The following is a 13,204-nucleotide window of genomic DNA, read 5'->3' as shown; positions in this document are numbered from 1 at the left end:
TCAGATCCGATATGACGAAGACAGTCCCCGCCCTCCGGTTTTCATATAGGATAGAATTGCCGTGACAGAAGCCGTCATCGAACTGAGGGATGTGTCGCTGACGCTCGGCGAGGGCGCCTCGTCCGTCCAGGTGCTGAAGGGCGTCAGCCTCGACGTGTCCGCCGGCGAGGCGACGGGCATCGTCGGACCGTCGGGCTCCGGCAAGTCGACGCTGCTGATGGTGCTGGCCGGCCTCGAACGCGTCGATTCCGGCACGGTGACGATCGCCGGCGAACCGCTCAACGGCCGCAGCGAGGACCAGATCGCTTCGTTCCGCGGGCGAAACATCGGCATCGTGTTCCAGTCCTTCCACCTCATCCCCAACATGACGGCGCTGGAAAACGTCGCCGTGCCGCTGGAACTGGCCGGCAAGCGCGACGCCTTCGCCATTGCCGAGCGCGAGCTTGCGGCCGTCGGTCTTGCCGACCGGGTGACGCACTACCCGGGCGAGCTTTCCGGCGGCGAGCAGCAGCGCGTGGCGATTGCGCGCGCGCTGGCGCCCGAACCGCGCATCCTGATTGCCGACGAACCGACCGGCAATCTCGACCAGGCGACGGGTCGGCAGATCGCCGACCTGATCTTCGCCAAGGCGGCCGAACGCGGCATGACGTTGGTACTGGTCACCCACGATCCCGCACTGGCCGCGCGCTGCGACCGGCAGGTGGCAATGCGCTCGGGCCGGATCGAGACCGCGATGGTGACGCCGCTGGCTGAGAAGGTTCGGGCATGATTTTCGCTTCTTCGCACTCCCCTCTGGCCTGCCGGCCATCTCCCCCGCAAGGAGGGAGATCGGCCTTCATTGCCACCTTTGCCAACCGCCAACGTCTCAGGGAGAGCTGCGACGGTGACGTTGCCAATCTCCCCCCTTGCGGGGGAGATGCCCGGCAGGGCAGAGGGGGGTGGAATGGGGCGCCGGCCTCGCGGAATTCGGCTGACAGGTCGCAGGCGCGCCCGTGCTGAAGGACCTGCCTCTCGCCTTCCGCTTTGCCTCGCGCGAGATGCGCGGCGGCCTGCGGGGCTTCCTCATCTTCCTGACCTGCATCGCGCTCGGCGTGGCGGCGATCGGCGGCGTCAATTCTGTGGCCCGCGCCATTACTGCCGGCGTTGCCAGCGAGGGCCAGGCACTGCTCGGCGGCGATATCCGCTTTCAGCTGATCCAGCGCGAGGCGACCGACAAGGAACGCGCGTTCCTCGAAAGCCTCGGCACCGTTTCGCACAATGCCGGCATGCGCTCGATGGCGCGATTGGAGGACGGCTCCGACCAGTCGCTGGTCGAGGCGAAGGCTGTCGACGACGCCTATCCGCTCTATGGGCAACTGGTGACCGAACCGGCATTGCCGCGCGCCAACCTGCTTGGCGAGAAGGCCGGGGCCTTTGGCGCGGCCGCGCCCGATCTTCTGTTCGAGCGCCTGAAACTCAAGCTCGGCGACCGCGTGATGCTAGGCGGCGCCACCTTCGAGCTGCGCGCAAAACTCGTCACCGAGCCGGATGCCGTGTCCGACGGCTTCGGCTTCGCGCCGCGGCTGCTCGTTTCCATGGAGGGCCTCACCGCCTCGGGGCTGATCCAGCCCGGCAGCCTGGTCGAGCATGCCTACAAGCTGCGTTTGCCTGCCGGCACCAGCGAGGCTGAACTGCGTGCGGTGCGCGAACGGGCAAATGCCGACTTCCCCGAGGCCGGCTGGAGCATACGCACCCGCACCAACGCCGCGCCGGCTCTGTCGGCCAACATCGAGCGCTTCTCACAGTTCCTGACGCTGGTCGGCCTGACCTCGCTGGTGGTCGGCGGCGTCGGCGTGGCAAATGCCGTGCGCGCCTATCTCGACGGCAAGCGCGGCGTGATCGCCACCTTCAAGAGCCTGGGCGCCTCGGGTGGCTTCGTGCTTGCGGTCTATCTCATCCAGATCATGCTGATCGCCGGCTTCGGCATCGTCATCGGCCTCGCGCTCGGTGCAATGATGCCGTTTGCGGCAAGCGCTGCACTCCAGTCGGTCATCCCCGTACCCGCCGAGGCGGGCGTCTATCCGGCAGCGCTGGCGATCGCGGCGCTGTTCGGCGTGCTCGTGACGCTCGCTTTCGCCATCCTGCCGCTCGGCCGCGCCCGCGACGTGCCGGCCACCGCCCTGTTCCGCGAGATGGGCTTCGAGGGCCGCGGCCTGCCGCGCTTCGTCTATGTCGCTGTGGCGCTGGGCATCGCCGCTGTTCTGGCGATGCTCGCCATCTGGTTCGCCGGCGACCGGCGCATCGCCACCATCTTCGTGGGCGCGACCGTCTTCTCGTTCCTGGTGCTGAGGGCCGTGGCGCTCGCCGTGCAATGGCTGGCGCGGAAAAGCCCGCGCGTGCGCTCGACGGCGCTCAGGCTGGCTGTCGGCAACATCCATCGTCCCGGCGCGCTGACGCCTTCGGTGGTGCTGTCGCTCGGCCTGGGGCTGACGCTGCTCGTGACGCTGGCGCTGATCGACGGCAACCTGCGCCGCCAGATCGCCGGCAGCCTGCCGGAGCGGGCACCGAACTTCTTCTTCGTCGACATCCAGCCCGGCGAGGTCGACGCCTTCGCCAGCCTGGTCGAGCAGGAAGCCCCCGGCGGCAAGCTGGTGCGCGTGCCGATGCTGCGCGGCCGGGTCATGGCGCTCAACGGCACCGAGGTGCAGAAGCTCAACGTGCCGCCGGAAGGCGCCTGGGTGCTGCGCGGCGACCGCGGCCTGACCTATGCGAAGAACATCCCGGAGAATTCGACGCTGTCGCAGGGCACATGGTGGCCGGCAGACTATGCCGGCGAGCCGCTGGTGTCGTTCTCGGCGCAGGAGGCGCGCGAACTCGGCCTCAAGCTCGGCGACACGGTGACGGTCAATGTGCTGGGCCGCAACGTGACCGCGAAGATCGCCAGCTTCCGCGAGGTGCAGTGGGAATCGATGGGCATCAACTTCGTCATGGTGTTCTCGCCGAACACCTTTGCCGGCGCACCGCACAGCTGGCTCGCAACGCTGACCGAGGCCAAGGCGTCACCCGTCGAGGAATCGCGCATCCTCAACGCGGTGACGCGCAGCTATCCGGCGATCACCACGGTGCGGGTCAAGGATGCGCTCGACGTGGTCAACCGTCTGGTCGCCCAGCTCGGCACGGCGATCCGTGCCGCGGCAGGCGTGGCGCTGATCGCTTCGGTGCTGGTGCTGGCCGGGGCGCTCGCTGCGGGAAATCGCGCCCGCATCCACGACGCGGTCATCCTCAAGACGCTCGGCGCGACGCGCCGGACGCTGATCGCCGCGTTTTCGCTTGAATACATGCTAATCGGCCTCGCCACCGCCGTCTTCGCGCTCGCCGCCGGTGGGGTGGCGGCCTGGTTCGTCGTCGCCCGCATCATGACGCTGCCGTCGCAGTTTCTGCCCGAGGTTGCAGTGGCGACGATCGCCGCGGCGCTGATTCTGACGGTCGGCTTCGGCCTCGTGGGCACCTGGCGCGTGCTGGGACACAAGGCCGCACCGGTGCTGCGGACCGAATAGATAAGAGGGCTTGTCGAAAACGATTCTCAAATACATTTGTATGAGAAATGTGCCCTCACGCTGGGTTTCAGACGGTTACGGGCCTTGTTCTGGCCCGAAAGAAGCATCATATTTCGCCGCAGGCATGCTGGAGTCCCGCCAGCGGCGCCTGGGTTCTCCACCCGACACCCGACGGGGCAGAAGCAACAGAGGAAACCATGTCTGACTTCAGAAATTACCAGACGCGCATGGCGACCACCGGTGCCCGCACTGATGCGTCGATCGACGAAGGCCTGCGCGCCTACATGCTCAAGGTCTACAACCTTATGGGCCTGGGCCTTGCCATCACCGGCTTTGCCGCGCTCGCCACGATGATGCTGGCCACGACCAACGACCCCGCGACCGCGGTTGCGACGCTGGGCAACGGCAAGATGCTGACCAGCCTGGGCGTGGCACTCTATGGTTCGCCGCTCAAGTGGGTCGTCATGCTGGCGCCGCTCGGCATGGTGTTCTTCCTGGGTGCCCGCATCCAATCGATGAGCGTCTCCGGCGCGCAGACCGCATTCTGGGTCTTCGCCGGCCTGATGGGCCTGTCGCTGTCGTCGATCTTCCTGGTCTACACCAGCGCGAGCATCGTGCAGACCTTCTTCGTGACCGCTGCCTCCTTCGGCGCGCTGTCGCTGTTCGGCTACACGACCAAGCGTGACCTGACGGCCATGGGCTCGTTCCTGATCATGGGCGTGTTCGGCATCCTGATCGCGATGGTGGTCAACATCTTCCTGCAGTCGTCGGCCCTGCAGTTCGCCATCTCGGCGATCGGCGTGCTGGTGTTCGCAGGCCTGACCGCCTACGACACGCAGAAGATCAAGGAGATGTATTTCGAGGGCGACGACGTGCTCGTTGCCGGCCGCAAGGCGATCATGGGCGCGCTGACGCTCTATCTCGACTTCATCAACCTGTTCTCGTTCCTGCTGTCGTTCCTGGGCAACCGCGAGTAACAGCCAAGCGAATTTCGGTCGGATCACCCCGGCCGCAATGAAAAGAGGCCCCGGCAAAACCGGGGCCTCTTTTTTTCGTTTCGAGCACAATCGCAGGCTGCTTGATCGGCGTAGCCGCGCCGCTCACTGGTTGCGACGCTTGCCTTCCATCAGGTCGAGCACGGCACGCGCGGCGTCGAGCACGTTGGTGCCCGGACCGAAGACGGCGGCCACGCCATGGTCGATCAGGTACTGGTAATCCTGCCGGGGGATCACACCGCCGACCACGACGATGACGTTGTCCGCGCCCTTGGCCCTCAGCGCCTCGACCAGTTGCGGGGCAAGCGTCTTGTGGCCGGCCGCCAGCGACGACATGCCGACCACATGCACCTTGGACGAAATCGCCGTGTCGGCGGCCTCCTGCGGGGTCTGGAACAGCGGCCCTGCAATAACCTCGAAGCCGATGTCGCCGAAGGCAGAAGCGATCACCTTGGCGCCACGGTCGTGGCCGTCCTGGCCAAGCTTGGCCACCATGATGCGCGGCTTCTCGCCCAGCGAACCGGCAAACTGCTCGAGGCGCGATACCAGCGTCCGGAACTCCGGCTCGTCGTCATAGGCCTTGCCGTAGACGTTCTCAACCACCTCAGGAACTGCCGCGTGGTCGCCGAAGGCGCGGCGCATGGCGTCGGAGATTTCGCCGACGGTGGCGCGGGCCCGCGACGCTTCGACGGCGGCGGCGAGGATGTTGCCCTCGCCCGAGCGCGCCACCTTCTCCAGTGCTGACAGTGTCTCTTCGACGCGCTTCGGGTCGCGCTGGCGGCGCGTGCGCTCGATGCGGGCGATCTGGGCCTGGCGGACGGCGGAGTTGTCGATTTCGAGAATGTCGATCTCGTCTTCCTGCTCGAGGCGGTACTTGTTGACGCCGACGATGACCTCGTCGCCGCGGTCGATGGCCGCCTGCTTGCGCGTCGCCGCTTCCTCGATCAGGCGCTTGGGCAGGCCGGAGGCGACCGCCTTGGTCATGCCGCCCATGGCCTCCACCTCCTCGATCAGCGCCCAGGCTTTTTCCGCAAGATCGTTGGTCAGGGCCTCGACATAATAGGACCCGGCGAGGGGATCGACGACCTTGGTCACGCCCGTCTCGTGCTGGAGGATCAGCTGGGTGTTGCGGGCGATGCGGGCCGAGAATTCGGTCGGCAGCGCGATGGCCTCGTCAAATGAGTTGGTGTGCAGCGACTGGGTGCCGCCGAGTGCCGCCGACATTGCCTCGAAGGCGGTGCGGACGATGTTGTTGTAGGGATCCTGCTCCTGCAGCGACACGCCGGAAGTCTGGCAATGGGTGCGCAGCATCAGCGACGAAGCCTTCTTCGGCTCGAACTCGGTCATGATGCGCGACCAGAGCAACCGCGCGGCGCGTAGCTTGGCGGCCTCCATGAAGAAGTTCATGCCGATGGCGAAGAAGAACGACAGCCGGCCGGCGAAATCGTCGACGTTGAGACCCTTCTTCAGTGCGGCACGAACATATTCGCGCCCGTCAGCCAGCGTGAAGGCGAGTTCCTGCACCAGCGTCGAGCCGGCCTCCTGCATGTGGTAGCCGGAGATCGAGATCGAGTTGAACTTCGGCATTTCCTTGGCCGTGTACTCGATGATGTCGGCGACGATGCGCATCGAGGGCTCGGGCGGATAAATGTAGGTGTTGCGGACCATGAACTCCTTGAGGATGTCGTTCTGGATGGTCCCCGACAGCTTTTCACGTGAAACGCCCTGTTCCTCGCCGGCAACGATGAAGTTGGCGAGAATGGGGATGACGGCGCCATTCATGGTCATCGACACCGAAATCTGCTCGAGCGGGATGCCGTCGAACAGGATCTTCATGTCCTCGACGGAGTCGATCGCCACACCCGCCTTGCCGACGTCGCCGACGACGCGCGGATGGTCGCTGTCGTAGCCGCGATGAGTGGCAAGGTCGAAGGCGACCGACACGCCCTGCTGTCCGGCGGCAAGCGCCTTGCGGTAGAAGTTGTTGGAGGCCTCCGCCGTCGAGAAGCCGGCATATTGCCGGATCGTCCACGGGCGGCCGGTGTACATGGTGGCGCGCGGCCCGCGCAGGAACGGCTCGAAGCCCGGCAACGAGCCGAGATGGCCAACACCCTCGAGGTCGTCGGCCGTGTAGAGCGGCTTGACCTCGATGCCCTCGGGCGTGTTCCAGGTCAGCGTGTCGGGCGACGCCTTGATCTCGCGCTCGGCGAGCTTTTTCCAGGAAACGATGTTTGGCTTGTCGGTCATTGAGGCCTCCTGGAAACGGGCGAAATCACCCCCTCACCGGCCCTTCGGGCCACCTCTCCCCCTGCCCGGGGGAGAGGAAACTCTAATCGCGAACGCCGCGAGTTGGCAGAACTCGAGTTCCTCTCCCCCGGGCAGGGGGAGAGGTGGTTTGCGCAGCAAACCGGAGTGGGGGTGCTTTGCGCGTCCATCACTCGAACTCCATGATCAGTTCATCCACGGCGAGGCTCTCGCCCGCCGCCGCGGCGATGCGCTTGACCGCGCCCTTGCGCTCGGCGCGCAGCACGTTCTCCATCTTCATCGCCTCCACAGTCGCCAGCGACTGGCCGGCCTCGACGACATCGCCTTCCTTGACCAGCACCGAAGTTACTACGCCCGGCATCGGGCAGAGCAGCATCTTCGAGGTGTCGGGCGGCAGCTTCACCGGCATCAGCTTCGCCAGTTCGGCGACACGCGGGCTGCGCACATGCGCGACCACGTCCATGCCGCGCCAGCGCAGGCGCCACCCGGTGCCCGAGCGCGAGATCTTGACGCCGATGGAGGTGCCGCCGACTGCGAAGTTGGCATGCAGGTGCCCGGGCAGCCAGTCGCTCGACACTGCGAGCGACGTGCCGTCGTCGAACTCGACGACGGTGCCGTCGCCACCCTCGTTGATCCGCAGCGGCAGGGTGAAGCCGGCCAGCGTGACCACCCAGTCGGCTCCCACGGGGCGCTGGTGATGTGCGAGCGCACCGGAAATCTGGGCGCCGCGGCGCTGCACGAACAGGTTGATCAGGGCCGCGACCGCCGCGAGCCTCCTGGCATCGGCCTCCGAGGGCGCGACACCCGAGAAGCCATCGGGATATTCCTCGGCGATGAAAGCGGTGGTCAGCGCGCCGGCGCGGAAGCGTTGGTGGTCCATGACCGCCGACAGGAACGGCAGGTTGTGGCCGATGCCCTCGACCTCGAAATCGTCGAGCGCGCGGCCCATGGCTTCGACCGCGGCGGCCCGATCGGGCGCCCAGGTGCAGAGCTTGGCGATCATCGGATCGTAATACATCGAGATCTCGCCGCCCTCGAAGACGCCGGTGTCGTTGCGCACCACGGTGCCGTCGTCGCGCTTGCCCTCGACCGGCGGGCGATAGCGGGTCAGCCGGCCGATCGACGGCAGGAAGTTGCGGTAGGGATCCTCGGCGTAGAGGCGGCTTTCGATCGCCCAGCCGTTCAGCTTCACGTCGGCCTGGGTGAAGCGCAGCTTCTCGCCGGCCGCGACGCGGATCATCTCCTCGACCAGGTCGATGCCGGTGATCAATTCCGTCACCGGGTGCTCGACCTGCAGGCGGGTGTTCATCTCGAGGAAGTAGAAGTTGCGGTCACCGTCGACGATGAACTCGACCGTGCCGGCCGAGAAGTAGCCGACGGCCTTGCCCAGCGCGACGGCCTGTTCGCCCATCGCCTTGCGGGTGGCGGCGTCGAGGAAGGGCGACGGCGCCTCCTCGATGACCTTCTGGTTGCGGCGCTGGATCGAGCATTCGCGCTCGCCGAGATAGACGAGGTTGCCGTGCTGGTCGCCCAGCACCTGGATTTCGATGTGGCGCGGCTGGGTGACGAATTTCTCGATGAAGATGCGGTCGTCGCCGAAGGACGACTTGGCCTCGTTCCTCGACGACTGGAAGCCCTCGCGCGCCTCGGCATCGTTCCAGGCGATGCGCATGCCCTTGCCGCCGCCGCCGGCGGAAGCCTTGATCATGACGGGATAGCCGATCGAATTGGCGATCTTCACCGCCTCGTCGGCGCCCTCGATCAGCCCCATGTGGCCGGGCACGGTGTTGACGCCCGCCGAGGCTGCGATCTTCTTGGACGTGATCTTGTCGCCCATCGCCTCGATGGCGACCGGCGGCGGGCCGATGAAGGCGACGCCCTCGCCCTTCAGCGCCTCGGCGAAGTTAGGGTTCTCCGACAGGAAGCCGTAACCCGGATGCACCGCGTCCGCGCCGGTCTGGCGGATGGCGTCGATGATCTTCTGGATGACGATGTAGGACTGGCTCGACGGCGCAGGCCCGATGCGGGCGGCCTCGTCGGCCATCTTCACATGCAGCGCCTCGCGATCGGCGTCGGAATAGACCGCGACGGTGGCGATTCCGAGCTTTTGGGCGGTCTTGATGACCCGGCAGGCGATCTCGCCGCGATTGGCGATGAGGATTTTCTTGAACATCTTTGACCTGCTCACAGCGGTATCGTGTCGTGCTTCTTCCACGGCGCATCCACCTTCTTGCCGCGCAGGGCTGCGAAGGCGCGGGCGATGCGGCGGCGCGACGAATGCGGCATGATCACCTCGTCGATGAAGCCGCGCTCGGCCGCCTTGAACGGATTGGCGAAGTTGGTCTCGTACTCCCTGGTGCGCTCGGCGATCTTTTCCGCGTCGCCCAGTTCCGAGCGATAAAGGATCTCGGTCGCGCCCTTGGCACCCATCACGGCGATCTCGGCGGTCGGCCAGGCATAGTTGATGTCGGCGCCGATATGCTTGGAGGCCATGACGTCATAGGCGCCGCCATAAGCTTTTCGCGTGATCAGCGTGACCATGGGAACGGTCGCCTGCGAATAGGCGAAGAGCAGCTTGGCGCCGTGCTTGATGACGCCACCATACTCCTGCGCGGTGCCCGGCAGGAAGCCCGGCACATCGACCAAAGTCAGGATCGGGATCGAAAACGCGTCGCAGAAGCGCACGAAGCGCGCCGCCTTGCGCGACGAGTCGATGTCGAGGCAGCCGGCCAGCACCATTGGCTGGTTGGCGACGACGCCGACGGTCTGCCCCTCGATGCGCATGAAGCCGGTGATGATGTTCTTGGCGAAGGCTTCCTGGATCTCGAAGAAATCGCCCTCGTCGGCGACGGCCAGGATCAGCTCCTTCATGTCGTAGGGCTTTGTCGCGCTGTCTGGGATCAGCGTGTCGAGGCGCTTCTCGATCCGCGCCGGGTCGTCGTGGAACGGCCGCACCGGCGGCTTCTCGCGGTTGTTGAGCGGCAGGAAGTCGAACAGCAGGCGCACCTGCTCGAGCGCCTCGATGTCGTTCTCGTAGGCGCCGTCGGCGACCGAGGACTTCGACGTGTGGGTGCGGGCGCCGCCCAACTCCTCGGCGGTGACGATCTCGTTGGTGACGGTCTTCACAACGTCGGGACCGGTCACGAACATGTAGGAACTGTCCCGCACCATGAAGATGAAGTCGGTCATGGCGGGCGAATAGACCGCGCCGCCGGCGCAGGGACCCATGATGACGGAGATCTGCGGGATCACCCCGGAGGCGTCGACGTTGCGCTTGAACACGTCGGCATAGCCGGCCAGCGAGGCGACGCCTTCCTGGATGCGGGCGCCGCCTGAATCGTTGAGGCCGATGACCGGGGCGCCGTTGCGCACCGCCATGTCCATGATCTTGCAGATCTTCTGGGCATGGGTTTCGGACAGCGAGCCGCCGAGCACGGTGAAGTCCTGCGAGAAGACATAGACCAGGCGGCCGTTGATGGTGCCCCAGCCGGTGACCACGCCGTCGCCCGCCACCTTCTGCTCGGCCATGCCGAACTCGGTCGTGCGATGGGTGACATACATGTCGAACTCTTCGAAGGAGCCTTCGTCGAGCAGGACGTCGATGCGCTCGCGCGCGGTCAGCTTGCCCTTGGCATGCTGGGCGTCGATGCGCTTCTGGCCACCCCCGAGGCGGGCTTCGGTGCGGCGGTCTTCCAGTTGTTCGAGAACGGCGCGCATCAGTTCATGCCCTTTGCGGAAAGCCACTTCCATGCGGCGGGGAAGGCGACGGCGGCCAACACGGCCTTCATGATGTCACCGGGGATGAAGGGGAAAAGCCCCAAGGCCAGCACCGGCTTGTCCCAGGCGATGACGCTGCCGAGCCAGAAGAGGCCGGGCACGTAGATCACGGCACCGGCGATCAATGCCACGGCCATGGCGGTGAAAACGTTGCGGTCCCAGCCTCGCTCGGCCAGCCAGCCGGCAAGCAGGGCAGCGAAAATGTAGCCGAGCAGATAGCCGCCGGTCGGGCCCATCATGTAGGTGAGGCCGATGCCCTTTTCGGGCGTGCCGGCGAAGACCGGCAGGCCGAGCGCGCCCTCAGCGAGATAGAGCGCCACGGCGGCGGCACCGCGCACCGGGCCGAGCGCCAAGCCGAGCCCGATCACTGCAAGCGTCTGCATGGTCATCGGCACGGGATAAAAAGGCACCTGGACCTTAGCCGACAGCGTCAGCAGCAGCGAGCCGGCGATGACGGCCACGACATCCGCCGGGGTGAGCCGGCCTGTCGGCCTGTCGGCAACCACCTGGTAGAGCGTCATGGGCTTTCTCCCGCACTATGAGGTTGAAAAATAATGGCTCCTCGCCACTTCCACGGCAAGGAGCGAATAGCGCCCATTACGCTCAAGTCGGCTTCCGGAAAACCGTTGAAAATGTGCAAAAGCGTAATGTACAAATTCGAGAACTGAAAATTGCGAAATTGCAAACATGGCGACCCGCAAACTTTATATCGGCCGCAAGGTGCGTGAGCTGCGCGAGACCAACAAGGCGACGCAGCAGAGCTTCGCCGAACGCATCGGCATCTCGACGAGCTACCTCAACCAGATCGAGAACAACCAGCGCCCCGTCTCGGCCTCCGTGCTCCTGGCGCTCGCCGAGAAATTCCAGATCGACATCGCCGAGATCTCGCAGGGCGACAGCGACCGGCTGCTGTCGGCCCTGACCGAGGCGCTGTCCGACCCGATCTTCGAGAACTATGCGCCGAACCTGCAGGAGCTCAAGCTGGTGACGCAGAACGCGCCGGGTTTCGCCCGGGCGCTGATCTCGGCCCACCAGGCCTATCGCCGCAACTCGGAACAGCTGGCGAGCCTGGACGACACTCTGGGCAGGAGCGCGAGTTTCGCCGAGCCGACGCCCTATGAGGAGGTGCGCGACTTCTTCCACTTCGTCGACAACTACATCCACGGGCTCGACGTGGCGGCCGAGCGGCTGGCCGGCGAGCTCGGCATCGGCGGACGTGACAGTTATGCGGCGCTCAGCGAATATCTCGAAAGTCGCCACGGCGTGCGTATCGCTCGCGCCGACGCGGGCGACGACGCGCTCAGGCGCTTCGACCCCAAATCCGGCGTCCTGTTCCTCAACCCCTATTCGCCCGTGGCGACACGAAGCTTCCAGATCGCCTTCCAGATCGCCGAAATGGAGATGGAGGCCCAGGTTGCAAAGATCGCGCGTTCCGCCGATTTCCGCACCAACGAGGCGGTCGAGATCTGCAAGATGGGCCTGCACAACTATTATGCCGGGGCGCTGACCTTGCCCTACCAGGCGTTCATGAAGGCGGCGCAGGAGCTGCGCCACGACCTGGAACTGCTCGCCGCCCATTTCGGCGCCTCGATCGAGCAGGTCGCGCATCGCTTGAGCACCCTGCAGCGCCCGGGCTTCAAGGGGGTGCCGATTTTCTTCGCCCGCATCGACCGCGCCGGCAACATCACCAAGCGCCATAGTGCGGCCAAGCTGCAGTTTGCCCGCTTCGGCGCAGCCTGCCCGCTGTGGAACGTGCACCAGGCCTTCGAGGCTCCGGGGCGCATCATCCGCCAGCTGGCCGAGACGCCTGACGGCGTACGCTACCTCTGCATCGCGACGGAGATCTCCAAGGGCGGCGTCGGATTCAACGCACCGCACCGGCGCTATGCCATCGCGCTCGGCTGCGAGGTCGCCTATGCGCAGGACTTCGTCTATGCCGACGGGCTGGAGCTCGGCAGCAAGACCGCCTTCGATCCCATCGGCATCTCATGCCGCATCTGCGAGCGCACCAACTGCCAGCAGCGCGCCATTCCGCCGCTCAAGCGCCGGCTGGTGATCGACAAGGACGTCCGTCACCCGCTGCCATACCGGATCGGCTAGCGCCCGGCGAAAATCCCGCCGAGGGCCAACGTCAGCCAGCCGAGGATCATGCCGGCCCCGCCGACGGGTGCCGCGAAGGGGAACAGCCGCTGCCCGAGATAGTCCCGCACCAGGAGGTCCCCTGCAAACAGCAGCAGCCCAGCGATCAGCACCAAGGTGCCGGCGCGCAGCAGCTTGCCGCCGGCGACCAGCGACAGGGCAAGCAGCGCCGGCGCGTGGATGAGAAGGAAGTTGGCCGCGACGGCGACGTTCGTGCTGCCGCCATGGCTGGATGCCGCCGAGAGCGCCACGCCGGCCGCGCCACACAACGCACCCGCGACGAACAGAACCCGATCGAAATTCATTCTTTTCTCCTGTTCTCAGGCGTGGAGCGAAGGTACCCCCCTCCCCACAAGGAGGGAGTCGGACGTCCGGCATCGCGTCCGACCGAGCCAGGTCCCCGCAAAAAGCTTAGGGGGTGGGGGTATCATCACCCCATCATACCCAAGGGCATAGGGAAGCCGCCCAGCAAAACGTCGTTCGTTTGTCGCG

9 protein-coding genes are annotated in these 13,204 nt (G+C 65.9%); 4 read left to right on the top strand and 5 right to left on the bottom strand.

The genetic code is table 11. From position 1 onward, the window contains the following. Positions 1–61 precede the first annotated feature (61 nt). From PV773_RS07740 to PV773_RS07730, 3 genes are all read left to right on the top strand, one after another. The gene (locus PV773_RS07740) at positions 62–769 is read left to right on the top strand and encodes an ABC transporter ATP-binding protein (RefSeq protein ID WP_347965779.1); all 708 of its coding nucleotides are present in this window, start codon (positions 62–64) and stop codon (positions 767–769) included. Positions 770–1,037: 268 nt separating this feature from the next. Further along, positions 1,038–3,536, top strand: coding sequence for an ABC transporter permease (locus PV773_RS07735; RefSeq protein WP_347965822.1), 2,499 nt, complete (start codon positions 1,038–1,040; stop codon positions 3,534–3,536). 197 nt (positions 3,537–3,733) lie between these two features. After that, positions 3,734–4,513, top strand: a complete 780-nt coding sequence (locus tag PV773_RS07730) for a Bax inhibitor-1/YccA family protein (RefSeq protein WP_347965778.1) — start codon at positions 3,734–3,736, stop codon at positions 4,511–4,513. A 123-nt stretch (positions 4,514–4,636) separates the two neighbouring features. Here PV773_RS07730 and scpA read toward each other — a convergent pair whose 3' ends face one another. The 4 genes from scpA to PV773_RS07710 all read right to left on the bottom strand — a co-directional run bounded on the left by scpA (position 4,637) and on the right by PV773_RS07710 (position 11,094). After that, positions 4,637–6,778, bottom strand: a complete 2,142-nt coding sequence (gene scpA / locus PV773_RS07725) for a methylmalonyl-CoA mutase (protein ID WP_347965777.1) — start codon at positions 6,776–6,778, stop codon at positions 4,637–4,639. Positions 6,779–6,965: 187 nt separating this feature from the next. Then, a complete protein-coding gene (locus PV773_RS07720) occupies positions 6,966–8,969 on the bottom strand; it encodes an acetyl/propionyl/methylcrotonyl-CoA carboxylase subunit alpha (protein ID WP_347965776.1) in 2,004 nt (667 codons plus the stop codon). Positions 8,970–8,980: 11 nt separating this feature from the next. Beyond that, positions 8,981–10,513: an acyl-CoA carboxylase subunit beta gene (locus tag PV773_RS07715; RefSeq protein WP_347965775.1), complete on the bottom strand. Its 1,533-nt coding sequence runs from the start codon at positions 10,511–10,513 to the stop codon at positions 8,981–8,983. Beyond that, complete coding sequence (locus PV773_RS07710; protein WP_347965774.1) at positions 10,513–11,094, bottom strand: biotin transporter BioY; 582 nt, start codon at positions 11,092–11,094, stop codon at positions 10,513–10,515. Before PV773_RS07710 ends, PV773_RS07715 begins: the two co-directional genes overlap by 1 nt. 166 nt (positions 11,095–11,260) lie before the next feature. Between PV773_RS07710 and PV773_RS07705 the strand changes: the two genes are divergently transcribed. After that, positions 11,261–12,673 carry an XRE family transcriptional regulator gene (locus tag PV773_RS07705; protein ID WP_347965773.1) on the top strand — a complete coding sequence of 471 codons (1,413 nt, stop codon included), beginning with the start codon at positions 11,261–11,263 and terminating at the stop codon, positions 12,671–12,673. Here the strand turns inward: PV773_RS07705 and PV773_RS07700 are convergent. Next, entirely contained in the window at positions 12,670–13,017 is a 348-nt protein-coding gene (locus PV773_RS07700) for a DUF423 domain-containing protein (protein WP_347965772.1), read from the bottom strand. The genes PV773_RS07705 and PV773_RS07700 overlap by 4 nt on opposite strands. Positions 13,018–13,204: the final 187 nt, after the last annotated feature.

Source organism: Mesorhizobium sp. CC13, from assembly GCF_039907765.1.
Classification (GTDB): Bacteria; Pseudomonadota; Alphaproteobacteria; order Rhizobiales; family Rhizobiaceae; genus Aminobacter.
Note: the sequence above shows the minus strand (reverse complement) of the source record. Positions and strands in the feature narration are given on the sequence as shown.

Excerpts from the sequence above, each read along its gene's own strand:
- PV773_RS07735 (WP_347965822.1), top strand. The coding sequence starts at position 1,038 with ATGCGCGGCGGCCTGCGGGGCTTCCTCATCTTCCTGACCTGCATCGCG.
- PV773_RS07730 (WP_347965778.1), top strand. The coding sequence starts at position 3,734 with ATGTCTGACTTCAGAAATTACCAGACGCGCATGGCGACCACCGGTGCC.
- scpA (WP_347965777.1), bottom strand. The coding sequence starts at position 6,778 with ATGACCGACAAGCCAAACATCGTTTCCTGGAAAAAGCTCGCCGAGCGC.
- PV773_RS07720 (WP_347965776.1), bottom strand. The coding sequence starts at position 8,969 with ATGTTCAAGAAAATCCTCATCGCCAATCGCGGCGAGATCGCCTGCCGG.
- PV773_RS07715 (WP_347965775.1), bottom strand. The coding sequence starts at position 10,513 with ATGCGCGCCGTTCTCGAACAACTGGAAGACCGCCGCACCGAAGCCCGC.
- PV773_RS07710 (WP_347965774.1), bottom strand. The coding sequence starts at position 11,094 with ATGACGCTCTACCAGGTGGTTGCCGACAGGCCGACAGGCCGGCTCACC.
- PV773_RS07705 (WP_347965773.1), top strand. The coding sequence starts at position 11,261 with ATGGCGACCCGCAAACTTTATATCGGCCGCAAGGTGCGTGAGCTGCGC.
- PV773_RS07700 (WP_347965772.1), bottom strand. The coding sequence starts at position 13,017 with ATGAATTTCGATCGGGTTCTGTTCGTCGCGGGTGCGTTGTGTGGCGCG.